This is a genomic window from Sinomonas sp. T428B (assembly GCF_056780155.1).
Window position 1 is genome coordinate 118,966 of the sequence record NZ_JBRAZR010000001.1, and the last position, 18,410, is coordinate 137,375.

Consider the following 18,410-nt stretch of genomic DNA (forward strand, 5'->3'; position numbering starts at 1 on the left):
GCGTAGAAGCGACCGGGCATTGCCGGTGCGGACGATTGGACCCGGAGCGCATGAGAAGAGGACGCTCTGCACATGGACCTGGCTGAGCAGCCCTGGCCAGCACCCCGATCTTCCCCCGGCCGGTGGCGGCTTGTACCCTGTGGATCGGAGAGCCGGGAAGCCTGGTCGGCCCGCACCTCACGGTGCGGAACGCCTGTGGCCGCCGCCTTGGGCGTACGTGTTGCGACCAAGGAAGGGAGCCGCCATGAGCGTGGACCCGGTCATCGACGTGGAAGCGCTGGTCGTGCGATGACGGAGTCAGCGACAGAGCGGTTGGCGCTCCGGGGCGTCACCCGGATGTTCCGCTCGGGGGACGGCGTTCACGGGATCGATCTCGCCGTCGCCCCCGGCCAGGTCCACGCGCTCGTCGGCCTCAACGGCGCGGGGAAGACCACGCTCCTGCGGCTCGCGCTCGGGATGCTCCGGCCCCAGTCCGGCGAGGTCAGGATCGAGGGGATGCCGCTGGCGCAAGCGGGGCCGGCGCGGCTGGCAGGGATCGGCCACCTCATCGACGGCCCGCTCGCCTACGGCGAGCTGGACGTGCGGGAGAACCTCATGCTCGCGGCTCGCCTCCACGGCGTCGGGGTTCGCCGGGCCGCGGCCCTGGTCGACGCCGCGCTGGACGAGTTCGGGCTCGGGCCGCTCGCAGCCAGGCGCACGCGGACGCTGTCCCTCGGCAACCGCCAGCGGCTAGGGCTCGCGGCGGTCCTCCTGCACGTCCCACGGCTCATCGTCCTCGACGAGCCCACCAATGCGCTCGATCCCCGCGGCACCATCCTGCTCCGGGAAACGCTCCTGCGCCGGGCCGGGGACGGCTCCGGCGTCCTCGTCTCGAGCCATCACCTGGACGAGGTGGCCCGCATCGCCGGCCGCATCTCTGTGCTGAACGCCGGCCGGCTCATCGGCACCCTCGAGCCCGGGCAGGCCGGCCTCGAGCGGGCCTTCTTCGATGCCGTCTATGACGACGACGAGCGCCGCCTCGCGGCGGGCGAGGGGAAGCGGCCATGAAGTTCCCCTTCCTCGGTGCGGCCATCGCCGTCGAGGTGCGCAAGGCCGCCGCGAGCCGGACACTGCGGGCCACCATGGTCCTCGTCGCTGCCGGCATCGCCCTCCTGTCGGGGGCGTTCGCGCTGGCCCGCTCGGACGGTTCCGGCATCGTGGCGGCGGCGAAGCTCGCGCTGCTCGTGCACGGCACGGGCTGGCAGGGGCTCATCGAGATCGCCGAGCAGATCACGGCGGCCGGCGTGCTCCTGGCCTTCGGCATCGGCATGACCTGGATCGTGGGCCGCGAGTTCCTCGAGGGAACGGTATCGGGGCTGTTCGCGCTCCCCGTGCCACGCCGGTCGATCGCCCTCGCCAAGCTCGCCGTCGCCCTGGCCTGGTGCGTTCTCGTCACGCTCCTCACCGTGGCATTGCTCGCCCTCGTCGGCGTCGCCCTGGGCTTCGGCGCGCCCGACGGCGCCGCCCTCCTCGGTCTCGCCCGCGAGGCAGCGCTGTGCCTCCTCATGGCGCTCCTCGCCGTGCCCTGCGCGTGGGCCGCTACTCTCTCGCGCGGGCTGCTGGCCGGCATCGGCACCGCCGTCGGGCTCGTCGTCACCGCGCAGGTCGCCATCGTCGCCGGCGTCGGGGAATGGTGGCCTGGGTCGGCCCCCGCGCTCTGGGCGCTCCAGCCCGACGCCGTGCCGGCCGGCACGCTCGGCCTAGTGGCCGTGGTCCCGCTCGCGTTCGGAGCCCTCACTGTCGCGGCCTGGTCCAGGCTCGAGCTCGACCGGTAGGGCTGCGGCCAGCGGAACCTTTGGGGGAGGACGAGACGATCCTTTCCCCGGCTTTGTGGAGCCCAATATGTAAGACAAGCTGACCGATTTGTGTCAGGAAGTTTCGCTTTTTTCTACCTTTTCGCCCTTATACGGTTGCTTCACCCGCCGGCGCACTTCGCCTGCTGAGGAGACCTTTCCGTGAGGAGCAGCCCTTGTCCAAAAAGCTGAGAACCCGTCACGTCACCATGATCACGCTCGGCGGAATCATCGGTGCAAGCCTTTTCGTCGGCTCGGCAAACATCGTCCGCGCTACAGGCCCGGCAGCCATCGTTTCCTATGCGCTAGGCGGACTCTTGGTCTTCCTGGCCATGCGCATGCTGGGCGAGATGGCAGCGGCCCGGCCCGCGGTCGGATCCTTCATGGAGTACGCCCGCGTGGGCCTGGGCAATTGGGCCGCCTACGTCGTCGGCTGGCTGTACTGGTACTTCTGGGTGGGGGTCATCGCCTATGAAGCCGTCGTCGGCGGCGGCATGCTCCACGGCTGGTTTCCGGCGCTGCCTGCGTGGGCGGGCTCGCTGGCCCTGCTCGCGATCTTCGTCTGCACCAACCTCATTTCCCTGAGGACCTTCGGGGAGACCGAGTTCTGGCTGGCGAGCATCAAGGTCATCGCGATCGTCGTGTTCCTCGTCGTCGGCGCGCTGTTCGCTCTTGGCCTGTGGCCCAACGCCACCTTCTCGGTGTCGAACCTCTGGGTGCACGAGGGATTCGCGCCGAACGGAGTCGGCGTGATCTTCTCCAGCATTGCGCTGGTCCTCTTCTCCTACTTCGGGACGGAGATCGCCGTCATGGCGGCCGCAGAGTCGGAGAACCCCGCGAAGGGCATCCGGCAGGCAGCGAATACGGTCATCTGGCGCGTCATGCTCTTCTACGTCGGGGCGATCCTCGTGATCGTCACGGTGGTCCCGTGGAATCAGCTCCCCGAACCGTCCGTCGTCGCCCCGTTCACCCACCTGTTCTCGATGTTCGGCGTTCCCGGGGCCGAGGTCATCATGGGCCTGGTGATCTTCACGGCGGTCATCTCGGTGCTCAACTCGGGGACGTACTCGGCGTCGCGCATGTTCGCCGCCCTCGCAGAGCAGGGCCTTGCGCCGGCGGCCGTCGCGAAGCGCTCGAAGTACGGTGTTCCCGCCCTGGCCGTGATCGCCTCGACCATCGGCGGCCTCGTCGCGACCCTCGTGAACTTCATCGCGCCGAGCACGGGAATCTACGACTTCATCATGAATTCGACCGGCCTCGTCGCGCTCTTCGTGTACGTCTTCATCGCCGTCACACAGTGGCGCCTGAGGGCCCGGATGACCGCCGAGGAGCGCTCGAACCTCAAGCTCAAGGTGTGGCTGTTCCCGTGGCTCAACATCGTCCTGATCGCGGGCGCGGTGGGAATCGTGGGCATCATGATGCTGACGGAGAGCGGCCGGACCCAGGTCTGGACGAGCTTCGTCGCAGCCGGCGCCCTACTCCTGTTCTGGCCGGTCGTGCGCAAGCGCCTCGCTCTCCAGCAGCAGAAGGGCGCGATCCCATCCTCGGCTTTGGCCGATAGCCGCCAGTAGGCATCACCTAGACACCGCCGAGAAAGAGACCGGTGCCCCTGTGGGGCGCCGGTCTTCTACTGTCCGACCTGCGTTACCTTGCTCCCACTGACCATCAATGGAAGGGAGTCGTTTCATGCGCTACGTCGTCGTGCAGGTGATCCTCAAAGAGAAACTGTGGGGGACCGGTTCGGGCAACCTGACCGAACTGGAGAATGCCATCAACGCTCAGGCGGCGAAGGGCTATCGGCTTCACACCATTACCACCGCGAGCAGCGGGAGCAAGGGACTCGGTGGCGGTGACCGCATTCAGGCGACGATGGTCTTCGAGAGCCTCGGATAGTCCCACTACCGCCTGCTGTGGGAATTAGACGCGCTGAGACCGGCGCCCGTGGCGGGCGCCGGTCTCAGCGTGTGCTTCTGGTCAGCTACGCCGTCGCGCGGCGGGCCACGTTGTAGAAGCGGATGTTCTCGTATTCCTCGAGGCCCTCGGCGCTGCCTTCGCGGCCGAGGCCCGACTGCTTGATGCCGCCGAACGGGGCCGCAGCGTTGGAGGGCACGCCCTGGTTGATGCCGACGATGCCCGTCTGGAGGCTGTCGGCCACGTTGAAGGCGCGGTCGAGGTTCTCGGTGAACACGTAGCCGGCGAGGCCGAACTCGGTCGCGTTCGCACGGGTGATGACCTCGGCCTCCGAGCTGAACCGCTGGATCGCGGCAATGGGCCCGAAGATCTCGGACGTGGCAACGTCGGAATCCCCCGAGACCCGGTCAAGGACGGTCGGGGCGAAGAAGTTGCCCGGCGAGTCGAACCCGTGGCCGCCGGTCAGCAGCTCGGCACCGAGGCTCACGGCGTTCTCGGTGTAGGCCTTCATCTCGGCCACCGCCCGGTCGTCGATCAGCGCGCCGAGGCCCGTGCCCGTGCCGAGGCCGTGCCCGACCTTGATCTGGGCGAAGCGCTCGGTGAGCGCGGCGACGAACTCATCCGCGATGCCGTCCTGGACGTAGATGCGGTTGGCACCGATGCACGACTGCCCGCCGTTGCGCAGCTTCGCGGCGAACGTCCCGTCGACGGCGCGCTCCAGGTCGGCGTCGTTGAAGACGATGAGCGGGGCGTTGCCGCCGAGCTCCATCGAGCTGCGGAGCACGTTCTGGGAGGCGAGCTCGAGGAGCCGGCGACCCACCGGCGTCGACCCGGTGAAGGAGACCTTCCGCACCCGCGGGTCGCGGAGGACGGCCTCGCTGAAGTCCCCCGACTTGGACGTGGTGACGACCTGGACGAGCTCCTCCGGCACCCCGGCCTCGACGGCGAGCTGCACGGCAAAGTACGTGGTCAGCGGGGTCAGGGTCGCGGGCTTGATGACCGCGGGGCACCCGGCCGCCAGCGCCGGTGCGATCTTCCGGGTGGCCATGGCGAGGGGGAAGTTCCACGGCGTGATGAGCACCGCGAGGCCGACGGGGGAGCGGCGCGTCAGGAGGTTCGCGCCGCCGTCGGGCGTCTCGCGGAAGTTGCCGACCGGGCGGACCGCCTCCTCGGCGTACCAGCGCACGAAGTCGTTGCCGTACTTGACCTCGCCCCGGGCTTCGGCGAGCGGCTTGCCCATCTCGCGCGAGATGAGGTGCGCGAGGTCCTCGGAGTGCTCGACGAGCTTGTCGTACCAGGCGCGCAGGATGTCGGCGCGGTGGCGCAGCGAGGTCTTCGCCCACTCGGCCCCGGCCTTGTCCGCCGTGCTGACGGCCGTGAGCGCTGCCTCGACGTCGGCGTCGGGGATGTGCGCGATGGTCTCAGCGGTGGCCGGGTCCTGGACCGCGATGCCCTCGCTGGGGAGCTTGATGGACTGGATGACGGCGTCGGCGCGCCGGACGCTCTCCGGGTCCGCTGCGATGAGGGGCGTAGCAGTGGTGGCGGTGAGGCTCATCGATTTTCCCTTTCGGTAATGGCCTGCTCGAGTGCGGTGACAAAGAGCGAGAGTTCGTGGTTGCTGATGATGAAGGGCGGGCTGACCTGCACGGTGTTGCCGCGCAGGGGCCGGGCGATGTACCCGAGCTCGATCAGGTCGTCGCAGACCTGTTCGGCCTTGAGGTGCTCGGCGAGGGTGACGCCACCCAGGAGTCCGGCGACCCGCGCGTCGGTGACCGCCGGCTGCCGCTGGGCCAGCTGGGCGAACTCCGTCTCGAGCACGGTCTGGAGTTCCTTGACGCGGGGAATCAGCTGGTCCCGCTCGAGGATGTCCAGGTGCCGCAGGGCCACCGCCGCCGCGGTGGCGTGGCCCGCGTAGGTCGCCCCGTGGCGGAAGATCGGCGTCTCCGGCGAATCGACGTAGAACGGCTCCCACACGCGGGGGCTGACGAGGACGCCGCCCAGCGGCGCGTAGCCCGAGGTGATGCCCTTGGCGAAGGTCACGAGGTCCGGTTCGATCCCGTAGCGCTCGGCGGCGAACATCGTCCCGAGGCGGCCGAAGCCCGTGATGACTTCGTCCAGGATCAGGAGGATCTCGTTCTCGCGACAGATCTTCTGGATGGCCTCGAGGTAGCCGGGGGTGGGCGGGTTCACGCCTCCCGTGCCCTGGACAGGTTCGGTGACGATCGCCGCGATGTTCTCGGGCCCCACCTCTGCGACGACCCGCGCGACATCCTGCGGGTCGTTGAAGGACACCCGGGCCGTCTCCGGAACGAGGGACTCGGTGCCGTAGCCCTCGCGGTTGAAGTCGAGGCCGGCGATGCTCGTGCCGTAGGCGTGGAGGCCGTGGTAGGCGAACTCGCGGCTGAGGATGACCTTCTTGCTGGTCCTGCCCTCGCGCTGCCAATGGCGGCGGGCCAGCTTGCAGGCCACATCGATGGCGTCGGAACCGCCGGAATTCAGGATCACTTTCGGGCGGTCGATCGGCGAGATCTGGGCAAGCCGCTCGCCGAGGGCCAGGGCCTTGTCATTCGTGAAGCGCGCGAAGATGTGGTAGGTCTCGAGCCGCTTCATCTGCTCGTAGGCGGCTTCGGCGAGCTCCGGATGCGCATGGCCGATGTTGGCGTGCCAGAGGCCCGCGGTGCCGTCGAACAGCCGGCGCCCATCGGCAGTGAAGACATAGGACCCCTCACCGCGCTCGACGACGAGCTGGCGCCCCAGCACTGTCGGCGTGTGGGCCTGGGCCGGCCACAGGGCCGGCCCGTCCAGCAGGCGTGGGCCAGGCGTCGCCGCGGACGAAACGTCTACGAGGGACATGTGCGCTCGCTCCCTTCCGGTCTCGCTTGAGGAACCGCAGGAACGACCGCATGAGTGCGAGGGATTCCGGCGTGTATCAAACGTAGCTTCGGCCTATCGGTCAGGACAAGCGAACGTTCATGACACCTATGTGTCAGGCAGGCTTACATATTGCGCGCTTGGAAGGCGTGGACGATGGCCTCCCGTACCGCGACGAGTGCCGGGCTGTTCTCCGATCCGTTCCTCACGACGTACTGGATGCTCCGCTGGTCCGCGGGCAGCCAGGAGCTCGGCTCGATCGTGCTGCCCGCCTCCCGCACGACCATGTCGGGCAGGAACGCTGCGGCCAGGCCTTGTTCGACCATCCTGAGGTGGAAGAGGAGGTCGGAGGAGAAGTGCGCGACATTCGGCTCGATGCCCCGTTCGCGGCAGACTCGCAAGGCCCATTGGGCGGATGCCGCGCTCAGGGGTTCCAGGACCCAGCGCGCACTGCGAAGCTGATCGAAATCGTCGAAGGCCACGCCGTGAGGGAGATACCCCCGAACGGGGTCCTGGCCGATCACCGTGGTGTGGACACCGCCGTCGGGAGCGCCCTGGGTGCCGGGAAAAGCGTCAGTCACCACGGCATCGACCTGCCGCGACATGAGCTGCATGACGGCGACTTCCGGCTCCTCGCGGCGGAGGCGAACGTCCAGGCCAGGGAAATTCCGGGCCAATTCCGCCACCGCCGTCGGCATGACGCTGCGGCTGATCGATGCGAAGGCGGCGATGGTCACGACGCCGTGGGCCCGCTCGTGCGCGGTCGCCAAATCGGATTCCGCGCGCTCGATGGCCGCAAGGATCGCGTCCGTATTCCGCACGAGCTCCTCGCCGGCCGGAGTGAGCCTGACGTTACGGCCGACTTTCTCCAGAAGGGCCACGCCGGTTTCCTTTTCCAGCACCCCGAGCTGCTGCGAAATCGCGGAATGGCTGTAGCCGAGTTCCCGGGCGGCGGCGCTCATGCTGCCGTGCAGCTTGACTTCCCTCAGCAGCGTGAGGCGGTGAAGGTCCAGCATTAGGCCTGCTTTCTGGCGCTCTGCTGCCGGACGCGCTGACCGAAGGCCTGGCCGGCCTGCCCGGCCAGGGCCACGGCCTCCGATCGCGAGGCCACCCCGAGCTTCCGGAACACGTTCCGCAAATGGAACTTTACGGTGTTCTCGGAGACGTGCAGCTCGGCCGCGATCGCCCGGTTGCGCAGGCCGGCGGCGAGCAGCCGCAGCACCTCCTCCTCGCGGGGGCCGAGCCCCCACTCCGCGGCCTCGGCCGAGGGCGGCTCGGGCGCGTCGAGCGGCAGGACGACGGCGACGTCGGCCCCCCAGCCGGACATCACCTCGATCGTGAGCCGCCCGTTGAGCGCCTCGACGCGCTGCCGCACGCGGCGCAGGCTCTCGGCGTCGAGCGAGAGCTGGCCCTTGCCGTCGTCGCGCACGTTGATGAGCAGGTTCGTCCCGTCGCAGTCCCACTGCGTCCGGACGCGGCTCACGTCGTCCTGCTCGACCATCGCGAGCACGAGCGCCCGCACGATCGCCCGGGCCGCGTGCGCGACCTCCCCGGGCAGCGCGCGCCCGTCCGCGGGCGGCTCGACGAACTGGACGTCGATCCCGCTGAACCGCACGAGCGGTCGCAGGTCCTCGAGCAGGCGGGCGAACGCGCTCGCCACCGGCTCCTCGAGCAGCGCCGCAGTCCGCTCGCCGAGGCTGCGCAGCCGCACGAGCGCCGCGGCGGCGAGGTCGACTGCGGTGGCGCGCGCGGCGCCGTCGTCCATCGCAGTCGAGCGCAGCGCGGCCAGGAGCGTCTCGAGCGTCGTGGAGTGCTGGTCGGTGAGCTCCGCGGTGAGCCGGGCCCGCTCGGCGGACGCGGCGCGGGACTCCCGCAGGTACGATGGCGGCGCTTCCGCCACCTTCTCGCGGATCCGCACCGCGGCGAGGTGCCACAGCCGCGCGACGACGGGCAGGTCCGCCCCCTCGTCCCACTCGGGGGCGGGGGCCGGGTCGGTGAGGACGAGCAGGGCGTTCGTGCTCGAGCGCAGCGCGAGCACGGGCCGGGTGCGGCCGGCGACCTCCTCCTCGCCCCAGTGCGGCTCCAAGTCGGGCAGGGAGTCCCGGATCCGGTCCAGCTCCTCGATCGACACGCGCGAGATGACGTCCTCGGCGCCGGCCTTCTTCTGCGGCCGTCCGGTGCAGTCCTCCGTGAAGATCACGAGCGCCCCGCAGTGCACGTAGGGCTTGAGGGCCTCCCTGAGCCGCTCCGCGATCTCGAGCAGCGGGGCGTCGGCGAGCCGGGCCGCGGCGTCGAGGAGGTCCAGTCGGTCGGTGCGGCGAGGGAGGCGTGCATCCGGCGCGATGGCGGCCTCGGCGTCGAGAGCGGTCATAGCAGTCCAGACTAGCCCGCCCCACCCGACCATGCCTACCCATTCGGGCAGCAAGGACTGCCCCGAATGGCAGCTTTCCCCGCCCGTTTGGGCCGCGATGCTGGATACAGCCGCCAGGGCGGAACCGGCCCGGGCAGACACCAGAGACAGACAGGAGCGAGCGTGAGCATCGACGTTTCCCGCAGCGACGCGGACGTTTCCCTCGCCGGGACGGCCATCGCGCCGGACACCGTGCACAGCAACCTGAGCCTCATCCAGGCCGAGATCGGCGCCACGGCGAGCGAGCTCGACCGCCGCCAGCTCGCCGAGCTCGCGGCCCTCGTGCGCCGCGCCGAGCGCGTCTTCGTCGCAGGCGCCGGCCGCAGCGGCCTCGTGCTGCGCATGGCCGCGATGCGGCTCATGCACCTCGGCCTCGAGGTCCACGTCGTGGGCGACACCACGACCCCCGCGATCCGCTCCGGGGACCTCCTGCTCGCGGCCTCCGGCTCGGGCACGACGGCGGGCGTCGTCAAGGCGGCCAGCACCGCCTCCGCCGTGGGCGCCGACATCGCGGTCTACACGACCGACCCCGAGTCGCCGCTCGCCGCGCGGGCCGACGCCGTCGTCGTCATCCCCGCCGCCCGCAAGACCGACCACGGCGGCGCGGTCTCCCGCCAGTACTCCGGCAGCCTGTTCGAGCAGGTCCTCCTGCTCGCCTCGGAGGCCGTGTTCCAGAGCCTGTGGGGCGCCGACGGCACCCCGGCCGAGGAGCTGTGGCTGCGCCACGCCAACCTCGAGTAATCACGTCTCGAGCAATCCCAGACTTCACTCCCACCCACCCAGCAACAGAGAGAAGGAACATATGAAGCTCCAGGTCGCCATGGACGTGCTGACCACCGAAGAGGCCCTCGCGCTCGCCGAGAAGGTCGCCGAGCACGTCGACATCATCGAGCTCGGCACGCCGCTCGTGAAGAACGCGGGCCTCTCCGCCGTCACCGCCGTCAAGCAGGCCCACCCGGAGAAGGTCGTCTTCGCCGACCTCAAGACGATGGACGCCGGCGAGCTCGAGGCTGAGCTTGCCTTCAACGCGGGCGCCGACCTCGTCTCGGTCCTCGGCAGCGCCGACGACTCCACGATCGCCGGCGCGGTCAAGGCCGCCCGCGCCCACCAGAAGGGTGTCGTCGTCGACCTCATCGGCGTCGAGGACAAGGTCACCCGCGCCCAGGAGGTGCGCCAGCTCGGCGCCAAGTTCGTCGAGTTCCACGCCGGTCTCGACGAGCAGGCCAAGCCCGGCTACGACCTCAGCGTCCTCCTGACCGCTGGCGAGAAGGCCCGCGTGCCGTTCTCCGTCGCCGGCGGCGTGAACCTCTCCACCATCGCCTCGGTCCAGCGCGCCGGCGCCGACGTCGCCGTCGCCGGTGGCTCGATCTACGGTGCCGCTGACCCGGCCGAGGCCGCTCGCCAGCTCAAGGAGGCCATTATCTGACCCCTGCCCAAGACTTTCCTCGCAACCAGCGAAGGGGACGGCGCCCGGGAGGCTGCCGTCCCCTTCGTGGGTTAAGGGGCGTCCGAGGCTTGGCCGAAATGGGGGCCTGTGCCGCCGAGGTGGGTGCTGCGGCCCCTCGAGATCGGGGCGGACGACGCCGTCGCCCGCCCCGCGCTGTCCGGCCCGCCGGAGGAGTAGATCACCGGGGGCGGGGGAGCCACCCGCGGCTGCGCCCAGTCTGTCCCGCATGCCTGCCGAAGTACACCGGGTCAGGCGTCCGCGGGCGGCTCCTCGTCGTTGGCGACTGCCTCGATCCAGTCGACGGCCCGGTCGGTGAGCTGGGGGCCATCCGGCGCGTCGCCGTCCCACCACGCCGGGTCCGTGGTGTCGGCGGTCGCCGAAAGGATGTCGGCGACGATCGGCGGCGTCAGGCGTTCGCCATTGTGCGCGATGAGCCACGCTCGCGTCCCCTGGCCCACGAGGGGCCACCACTGGGAGATGTCCATGAGGGCAGTGTCCCGCGGGGCGCCCCTTGCGTACAGAGAGCTCGACGCTCGACGCCAGCCCCCACCTCGGCGTCCATGACGCCGAGGTGGGGGCCTGTGACGCCGAGATGAGGTGCGACGCCTCGTGATCGGGGGGCGGACGACGCCGTCGCCCGGCTCGCGCTGTCCCTGTCACCTCTCAACGTTGCGGGGTCACGTTCCAACGTTGCGGGGTCACCTTTCATTGATTCGGACCCCTGCCCAGGACTTTCCTCGCAACCAGCGAAAGGGGACGGCACCCGGAGGCTGCCGTCCCCTTCGTGGGTTAAGGGGCGTCCTCGGGCCGCCCGCTGCCGCCGCCCGTCACCGGCTGCCCCATGCGGGCCTCCGCGCGCTGGGCCGTCGAGCGGAAGACCGCCGCCGCCTGCTGCCCGGCGGGGCTAAGGCGCCGGTTGACGAGGTGGGCCAGGAGGATCCTGCGCGTGGGGGAATCCCTGAGGGGCACCGAGACGATGTCCGGGCGCAGTGCGCTGAGCGCGAGCTGGGGCGCGAGCGCGATCCCGATGCCCGCCGCGACCATGCCCTGCGTCTCCTGGTAGTCGTTCGCGGCGAAGGCGATACGGGGTTCGAAGCCGGCATCGCGGCAGACGCGGCGGAGGACGTCCGCGACGGGGTGCTCGTCGCGGACGATCCACTCCTGGTCCCGGAGGGCGTCGACGCGGACCGCCCGGCCGCTGGCGAGGGGATGCTCGCGGGGTATGAGCAGCACGGTCGGATCATTCATGAGCGGCGTGATGGCCAGCTCCTCGTCGTGGATCTGCTCCCACGGGTAGTCCCAGAGCAGTGTCAGCTCGATGTCCCGCCGCTTCAGCTGCTCGATGAGCCCGTCGCGCCGCGCGCTCACCACCGTCACGGCCACCTCGGGATGGCGCGCGCGGAACGCGAGGACGACCTCGGGCATGAGAGAGGCCCCCACGGTGGGGAAGGTTCCCATCCGCAGCTGGCCCCGGCGCAGGCCGGCGAACTCGTCCATCTCCGCGCGCGCGGCTTCGATCGTGCGGTCGATCTCGTCGGCGTAGCGCAGCAGCGACCGGCCCGCCTCGGTGAGGACCACCCCCCGGGGGTGCCGCTCGAGGAGCGCTACCCCCATCTCGTGCTCGAGCTTGCCGATCTGCTGCGAGACCGCGGACGTGGTGAAGGACAGGGCCGCGGCTGCAGAGGTCAGGGAGCCCAGGCGGCCCACTTCCCGCAGGACGTGCAGGCGTCGGAGATCGAGATCGGCCATGCCGACACTTTAGCAAAAGTAGATACTCCTCAACATTTCTGTGATTGTGCTGAAACCTTTGCCCGTGGATCGTAGAGGGAGCAGGCGCTGTGAGGCGCAACACCGCAGAACGTGAAGGGAGGCGACCGTGCTACTCCGCGGCAACTGGTACCGGGGCGGGACGAGCAAGTGCTGGCTCTTCGATGCCAGGGATGTCGCCCGCCATGCTGGGACGCACGAGGAGATGCTCGGACTGCTGGCGGACGCCTTCGGGGCGTCGGACGCCCGCCAGCTCGACGGCGTCGGCGGCGGCACGTCGACGACCTCGAAGGCCGCGATCATCACCCCGACTCCCGGTGAATCCTCCGACCTCGACTACCTGTTCGCGCAGGTCGGGATCGGGGACCCGACCGTGGAGCTGGGCTCCAACTGCGGCAACTGCGCCACGGCCATCGCCCTGTACGCCGTCCAGTCGGGCATCGTCGCCCCGGCGGAGGGCACCACGAGGGTCCGGATGCGCAACCTCAACACGGGGGCTGTGCTGACCGGATCGGTCGCCACGCCCGGCCGCCGCGTCCCGACCTCCGGCCGGGCGACGGTGCCGGGCAGCAGCGCCCCGGGCGTGCCCGTCGGCCTGTCCTTCCACGCCCCGTGGGGCCAGACGACCCCCCCGCCGGCGACTGCACGGCGTCGGACGGCACCAGGATCGCGGCGGACAGCCACGACCTCCGGGTGCGCATGCTTTCGATGCTCGCCCCCCACCCCGCGATCGGCCTGACCTCGGCCGTCGCCGACATCGACGTCGCGCGGCCCCTCGCCCACACGGCGTAGCCCTCATCATCCAGCCCCTGTCATGAGGGACGGGGCGGTACCTCAGGAAGTTGCTCAATGAAGATCAAATCCATCCTCGGACACCTCTACGTCCAGGTCCTCATCGGCGTGGCTCTCGGCATCCTCGGGGGCGCACTCTGGCCAACCCTCGGGGCGGACCTGAAGCCGCTCGGCGATGCCTTCGTGAAGCTCGTGAAGTTCATGATCGCGCCGATCGTCTTCTGCACGATTGTCGGCGGCATCACGTCCCTGACCGACACCAAGAAGGTGGGCCCCACCCTCCTGCGCTCGCTCGGGCTGTTCTACACCCTCACGGCTGTGGCCCTGGCCCTCGGCCTCGCCGCAGTCATCCTGTTCCAGCCCGGGGCGGGCATGCACGTCGACCCCACCCATCTGGACGCCGGAGTCGCAGCGAAGTACCAGAGCCAGATCCACATCAACACTCCGGTGGACTTCCTCCTGAGCCTCATCCCGACCACCTTCGTCGGCGCCTTCGCCGAGGGCGAGGTCCTGCCGGTGCTCCTCATCGCGCTCCTGTGCGGCTTCGCGTTCAGCAAGCTCGGCCCGGCCGGCCAGGTCGCCCTGAACGTCGTCAACAGCTTCAACAAGGTGCTCTTCGTCGTCTTCGGCTACCTCATGAAGGTGGCCCCGATCGGGGCGTTCGGCGCGATGGCATTCACCGTCGGCAAGTACGGTGCCAGCTCCATCGGCAACCTGGGGATGCTCATCCTCGCCTTCTACACCGCCTGCATCGTCTTCGTCGTCGTGGGCCTCGGGGTCCTCGCCCGGATGACCGGTGTGAGCCTCTGGCAGGTCCTGCGCTACTTCCGGGACGAGATCCTGATCGTCCTGGCCACCTCCTCGAGCGAGCCCGTGCTCCCCCGCCTGCTCTCCAAGCTCGAGCGCATCGGCTGCGACCGCGGCGTCGTCGGCCTCGTCATCCCGACCGGCTACTCCTTCAACCTCACGGGCACCGCCGTCTACCTCACGCTCGCCTCGATGTTCATCGCCCAGGCCTGCGACATCCAGCTCAGCTGGGAGCAGATCCTCCTGATGCTCGGCATGATGCTGCTGACCTCCAAGGGTGCCGCCGGCGTGACGGGCAGCGGCTTCGTCGCCCTCGTCGCCACCCTCGCCGTCATGCCCACCCTGCCCGTCGCCGGCGTGGCCCTCATCGTCGGCATCGACCGCTTCATGAGCGAGGCCCGCGCCCTGACCAGCACGATCTGCAACATCGTCTCCTGCATCGCGATCGCACGCTGGGAGAAGGCCCTGGACACCCAGACGCTCCAGGCCGAGCTGAGCTCCGGGTTCGTCCCCACGGAGGCCGAAAAGAAGGCGCTGGCAGAGGCCGTTCCCGCCCACTGAAACCTCCCGGCGCCGGCTCGCGCAGCTCGCAACACGCACCCCGAAGGTCGGGTGAGGCGGCGCCGGGAACCACACCCCCGCAGCGCGGGAGTCAGCATTAATCACAGCCAGGGGACGGCGGCACACGTGCCGCCGTCCCCTGGCTGACCCCCCGCATGACCCCGCAACGTTGGGAGGTGACCCCGCAAGGTTGGGAGGTGACCCCGCAAGGTTGGGAGGTGACCCCGCAACGTTGGGAGGTGACCCCGCATCTGGGGGAGGGGGGCCAGAAGCCGGCCTAGTTCCCGCCCTCCAGGCCGTGCTGCCGGACGAAGTCCGGGACCGTGCCCCCGGCCATGGCCGCGGCGAGGGCGCTCGTGGCCCCCGCGTCCAGAAGCACGATCGACTGCCCGTCCGCCGATGTCCCAATCCCGCCGGTCGGCAGCGTGAAGCTGACCACCTCGGAGGACTGGACGTCCCGCAGCTCGAACGCCAGCTGCGCGAGGGTGCGCGAGTCGAGCCCCTGGTCCACGGCCAGGTACGGCGCGAAGCCGTCCGCGAGCCTGGCCAGGGCCACGGGGTTGGCGAGCACGTCGGGCTGGGCGACTTCGCGGAGCACCGCCTTGACGAAGGCCTGCTGGTTGCGCACGCGCTGGTAGTCGCCGTCGGGGAAGGCGTAGCGCTCGCGGACGAACGCGAGCGCCGTCCTGCCGTCCATCGTCTGCGTCCCGGCGTCGAAGCGCTTGCCCTCCAGGAGGGTCGAGGTGAACGGCACCGGCACGTCCAGGGTGACCCCGCCGATCGCGTCCGTGAGCACCTCGAACCCGGCGAAGTCCACGAGCGCGACGTGGTCGATCCTCTGCCCGAGCAGGGACTCGAGCGTCTGGACGAGGAGCGGCACACCGCCGTGGGCGAGGGCCGCATTGACCTTCGCCTGCCCGAGCCCGGGAATCGTCACCCACAGGTCCCGCATCACCGAGACGATGTACGCGCTCCGCCGGTCCGCGGGGAGGTGCACGAGCATCATCGTGTCGGAGCGCTGGTCGGACGCCTCGCCCGCGCCGGCCCGCCCGTTGGTGTCGCCGTCGCTGCCCACCAGGAGGATGTTCACGGCGGCGCCGGACGACGCCGGCCGCGCACCGCCGTCGTCCGCCGCGCCCTGCACCGGGGCCGGGGCTGCCGCCCCGCTCGGCTGCTGCACCGGGGGCCGGGTGGACTCGTCGGGGAAGGCCTGCTCGATCTTCTGCGTCTGGGGGTCGAAGCTGTTCCCCACGTATCCGAGGCAGCCGGCGAAGGCCACGAGGGCGAGGACGGGGACGGCCAGGAGGGCGACAAGCATCGTGAGCGCGCGGCGTCGCCGGGTCCGCCGCCTCTCGAGCCGGCCGTCGAGCAGTGCGGAGGCGTGCTGGGACATGCGCTCACCGGTCCTTTCCGAACACGCCGCGGCACCCCGTCCCAGCTGGGGGAAAGCCTCAGTCATAACAGTTGCTTTTCAAATGTGCCACCGCAGCGGCGCGCCCGCATCCGGTCCCGGTACCTGATTCCCGCAGGCCCGGCTACTTGCCCACGCACGACGGCGGGCGGCCCGGGAGCGCTGCCGGCCCACCCGCCGTCGTGCGCCCTGTCCACCCATTGCCCTGCCGGCGCAGGACACGCATGATCGTCACGGGCGAGCGAGTGGAGGCTGAGTCATGGGGTCCATGGACGGACGGGTGGCCCTCGTGACCGGGGCGACCGGGGGCATCGGCAAGGCCGTGGCGATCGGGCTGGCCCGCGCAGGGGCGACCGTCGCCGTCGTCGGGCGCTCTGAGGCCCGGGCCGAGGACGCGATGCGGGACATCCGCGCGGCCGTGCCCTCGGCCCTGCTCGAGCTGCTCGTCTGCGACCTCTCGTCGCAGTCGTCGATCCGAGCGGCCGTCCGGGAGTTCCTGTCCCGCCGCGACCGGCTCGACGTGCTCGTCAACGCCGCGGGCGTGTTCCGCAAGGACCGCCACGTGACGCCCGAGGGGCTCGAGCTGACGTTCGCGACCAACGTCATGGCGTACTTCCTGCTCACCGAGCTGCTCTCGGACGCGCTCGCGCGGGCCGCCGCCGGAGGGCGGGTCTCGAAGGTCGTGAACATCGCCTCGAAGTACGGCAGGACCAAGCTCGACTTCGACGACCTGCAGACCGCGAAGGGCGAGTACAGCTACCTCCGCTCGACGCCGCCGACCATGCTCGCGCGCGTCCTCCTCACGCAGGAGTTCGCCGAGCGCCTGCGGGACCGGGGCGTCCTCGTCAACGCCGTCCACCCGGGCCTGGTCAAGGACACGACCCTCCTGCGCGACGTCGGCGGGCCGTTCCGCTGGGTGACGAACACCTTCGGCAAGCCGGCCGAGGTGGGCGCGGACACCGCCGTGTGGCTCGCGACCTCCGACGACGCCGGCGCGGCGACGGGGAAGCTGTGGATGAAGCGCAAGCAGCTCAAGACGCCCGGCATGGGATCCGACCCGGACGCCCGACGGCGGCTGTGGGAGGAGTGCGCGCGGCTCGCGGGCGGTTCCGACCGGCCGGGCGTCAGCCGTTGATGACCTGCGGCACGCCGAGGTGCTTGAGGCCCTCGACGCCGAACTCGAGGCCGTAGCCGGACTGCTTGGCACCGCCGAAGGGGACCATCGGGTGGACGGCGCCATGGGCGTTGATCCAGACTGTGCCCGCCTCGAGGCGCGCGGCAACCTCCCGGGCCTTCGCCCTGTCGCTCGACCAGACCGAGGCGCCCAGACCGACGTCGAGGCCGTTGGCCTTCTCGATGGCCTCCTCGACCGTGCCGTACCTGACGATGGGAAGGGCCGGGCCGAACTGCTCCTCGGCCACGAGCGGGTTGTCGTTGTCGATGTCCGCCACGAGCGTGGTCGGGTAGAAGAAGCCGGGGGCGTCGGGGTCCGGGTTGCCGCCGAGCAGCACACGTGCGCCGGAGTCCTTCGCCGCCTGCACGAGCCGGGCCACGATCTCGTACTGCGAGTGGTTCTGGAGCGGGCCGAGCAGGCTCGCCTCGTCGAGGCCGACGCCCATGGGCACCCCTGCGGCGTACTCCGTCAGGGCCTCGCACACGGCGTCGTAGATGTCCTCGTGGACGTAGAGCCGCTTGAGGGCCGCGCAGGTCTGGCCCGTGTTGATGAACGCGCCCCAGAAGAGGCCCTCGGCGATGGCGTTCGGGTCGGCGTCGGGCAGGACGATGCCGGCGTCGTTGCCGCCGAGCTCGAGCGTCAGCCGCTTCACCGTCCCGGCGGAGGAACGGATGATGGCCTGGCCGGCGGGCGTGGAGCCGGTGAACATGATCTTGCCGATCGCCGGGTGCTCCGCAAGGCGGGCGCCGACGTCGCGGCCGGCCGAGACGACGTGCAGGACGTCCTCTGGCAGGGCCTCGTTGAGGACCCTCACGAGGGCCAGCACCGAGAGCGGGGTCATTCCGGAGGGCTTCACGACGACGGCGTTGCCCATGCGAAGCGCCGGGGCGATCTGCCAGACGGTGATCATCATGGGCCAGTTCCAGGGCCCGATCGCGCCGACGACGCCGATCGGCCGGTAGTGCAGCTCGGCCCGGGTCTCGCCGTCGTCCACAACGACCTCGGGCTCGAGCGCGGTCGCGGCGGTCGCGCGCAGCCACGCCGCGCACGCCCCGACCTCGAAGCGGGCGTTCGGGCCGTTGAGCGGCTTGCCCTGCTCGCGGGAGAGCAGCCGGGCGAGCTCCTCGGCGTTGCGCTCGACGGCGTCTGCCGCGGCGAGCAGCGCGGCCGACCGAGCCTCGTGGCCCGCCGCGGCCCACGCCGGCTGGGCTGCCTTGGCCGCGGAGACCGCGGCCTCGAGGTCCTCGAGCGTGTGCACCGGGGCGATCCCGACAACCTCGCCCGTGGCGGGGTCGAGGATCTCGCGCCCCGGCGCGTCGTCGGCAGGGGCGATCGCTTCGAGCAGGCTGGTCTTGAGCGTTTCCATGATGTCCTCCACATCGAGTCATGGCTAAGCAATTGCTCAACTATGCACTCGCTTAGTGAGG

At 70.3% G+C, this 18,410-nt stretch carries 17 protein-coding genes; 9 read left to right on the plus strand and 8 right to left on the minus strand.

The annotated features are described in order from the left end of the window. Positions 1–288: 288 nt before the first annotated feature. The 4 genes from ACUYMY_RS00565 to ACUYMY_RS00580 all read left to right on the plus strand — a co-directional run bounded on the left by ACUYMY_RS00565 (position 289) and on the right by ACUYMY_RS00580 (position 3,725). Positions 289–1,047, plus strand: a complete 759-nt coding sequence (locus ACUYMY_RS00565; RefSeq protein WP_481701701.1) for an ABC transporter ATP-binding protein — start codon at positions 289–291, stop codon at positions 1,045–1,047. Further along, the gene (locus tag ACUYMY_RS00570) at positions 1,044–1,814 is read left to right on the plus strand and encodes an ABC transporter permease (protein ID WP_481701702.1); all 771 of its coding nucleotides are present in this window, start codon (positions 1,044–1,046) and stop codon (positions 1,812–1,814) included. Before ACUYMY_RS00565 ends, ACUYMY_RS00570 begins: the two co-directional genes overlap by 4 nt. A gap of 227 nt (positions 1,815–2,041) precedes the next feature. Further along, positions 2,042–3,403 (plus strand): amino acid permease, encoded by a 1,362-nt coding sequence (locus ACUYMY_RS00575; protein ID WP_481704920.1) that lies wholly within the window; start codon positions 2,042–2,044, stop codon positions 3,401–3,403. Between the two features lie 115 nt (positions 3,404–3,518). Continuing rightward, positions 3,519–3,725: a DUF4177 domain-containing protein gene (locus ACUYMY_RS00580; protein ID WP_481701703.1), complete on the plus strand. Its 207-nt coding sequence runs from the start codon at positions 3,519–3,521 to the stop codon at positions 3,723–3,725. Positions 3,726–3,810: 85 nt separating this feature from the next. Here the strand turns inward: ACUYMY_RS00580 and ACUYMY_RS00585 are convergent, their stop codons facing one another. The 4 genes from ACUYMY_RS00585 to ACUYMY_RS00600 all read right to left on the minus strand — a co-directional run bounded on the left by ACUYMY_RS00585 (position 3,811) and on the right by ACUYMY_RS00600 (position 8,985). Then, positions 3,811–5,298 carry an NAD-dependent succinate-semialdehyde dehydrogenase gene (locus ACUYMY_RS00585; protein ID WP_481701704.1) on the minus strand — a complete coding sequence of 496 codons (1,488 nt, stop codon included), beginning with the start codon at positions 5,296–5,298 and terminating at the stop codon, positions 3,811–3,813. Next, positions 5,295–6,596 carry an aminotransferase family protein gene (locus ACUYMY_RS00590; protein ID WP_481701705.1) on the minus strand — a complete coding sequence of 434 codons (1,302 nt, stop codon included), beginning with the start codon at positions 6,594–6,596 and terminating at the stop codon, positions 5,295–5,297. Before ACUYMY_RS00590 ends, ACUYMY_RS00585 begins: the two co-directional genes overlap by 4 nt. A gap of 143 nt (positions 6,597–6,739) precedes the next feature. Next, a complete protein-coding gene (locus ACUYMY_RS00595; RefSeq protein WP_481701706.1) occupies positions 6,740–7,630 on the minus strand; it encodes a LysR family transcriptional regulator in 891 nt (296 codons plus the stop codon). Beyond that, positions 7,630–8,985, minus strand: a complete 1,356-nt coding sequence (locus ACUYMY_RS00600; protein ID WP_481701707.1) for a helix-turn-helix transcriptional regulator — start codon at positions 8,983–8,985, stop codon at positions 7,630–7,632. The genes ACUYMY_RS00595 and ACUYMY_RS00600 overlap by 1 nt, the downstream gene beginning before the upstream one ends. Before the next feature lie 168 nt (positions 8,986–9,153). Here ACUYMY_RS00600 and hxlB point away from each other — a divergent pair, with 168 nt between their 5' ends. Together hxlB and hxlA are read left to right on the plus strand one after the other, a co-directional pair. Next, a complete protein-coding gene (gene hxlB / locus ACUYMY_RS00605) occupies positions 9,154–9,765 on the plus strand; it encodes a 6-phospho-3-hexuloisomerase (protein WP_481704921.1) in 612 nt (203 codons plus the stop codon). A gap of 61 nt (positions 9,766–9,826) precedes the next feature. Beyond that, positions 9,827–10,450: a 3-hexulose-6-phosphate synthase gene (gene hxlA, locus ACUYMY_RS00610; protein WP_481701708.1), complete on the plus strand. Its 624-nt coding sequence runs from the start codon at positions 9,827–9,829 to the stop codon at positions 10,448–10,450. Between the two features lie 269 nt (positions 10,451–10,719). Here hxlA and ACUYMY_RS00615 read toward each other — a convergent pair whose 3' ends face one another. Further along, entirely contained in the window at positions 10,720–10,956 is a 237-nt protein-coding gene (locus ACUYMY_RS00615; RefSeq protein WP_481701709.1) for a hypothetical protein, read from the minus strand. A 304-nt stretch (positions 10,957–11,260) separates the two neighbouring features. Continuing rightward, entirely contained in the window at positions 11,261–12,220 is a 960-nt protein-coding gene (locus ACUYMY_RS00620) for a LysR family transcriptional regulator (RefSeq protein ID WP_481701710.1), read from the minus strand. 127 nt (positions 12,221–12,347) lie between these two features. On the opposite strand from ACUYMY_RS00620, the gene ACUYMY_RS00625 reads away from it, so the two are divergent. Next, positions 12,348–12,977, plus strand: coding sequence for a PrpF domain-containing protein (locus ACUYMY_RS00625; protein WP_481701711.1), 630 nt, complete (start codon positions 12,348–12,350; stop codon positions 12,975–12,977). Between the two features lie 110 nt (positions 12,978–13,087). After that, complete coding sequence (gene dctA, locus ACUYMY_RS00630; RefSeq protein WP_481701712.1) at positions 13,088–14,398, plus strand: C4-dicarboxylate transporter DctA; 1,311 nt, start codon at positions 13,088–13,090, stop codon at positions 14,396–14,398. Positions 14,399–14,675: 277 nt separating this feature from the next. Here the strand turns inward: dctA and ACUYMY_RS00635 are convergent, their stop codons facing one another. Then, positions 14,676–15,791 carry an LCP family protein gene (locus ACUYMY_RS00635; protein ID WP_481701713.1) on the minus strand — a complete coding sequence of 372 codons (1,116 nt, stop codon included), beginning with the start codon at positions 15,789–15,791 and terminating at the stop codon, positions 14,676–14,678. Positions 15,792–16,068: 277 nt separating this feature from the next. Here ACUYMY_RS00635 and ACUYMY_RS00640 point away from each other — a divergent pair, with 277 nt between their 5' ends. Continuing rightward, on the plus strand, positions 16,069–16,944 hold the full coding sequence (locus tag ACUYMY_RS00640; RefSeq protein WP_481701714.1) for an SDR family NAD(P)-dependent oxidoreductase: 876 nt from the start codon (positions 16,069–16,071) through the stop codon (positions 16,942–16,944). Here ACUYMY_RS00640 and ACUYMY_RS00645 read toward each other — a convergent pair. Then, entirely contained in the window at positions 16,934–18,349 is a 1,416-nt protein-coding gene (locus tag ACUYMY_RS00645; RefSeq protein WP_481701715.1) for an aldehyde dehydrogenase family protein, read from the minus strand. The two genes, ACUYMY_RS00640 and ACUYMY_RS00645, sit on opposite strands and share 11 nt — an antisense overlap. Positions 18,350–18,410: the final 61 nt, after the last annotated feature.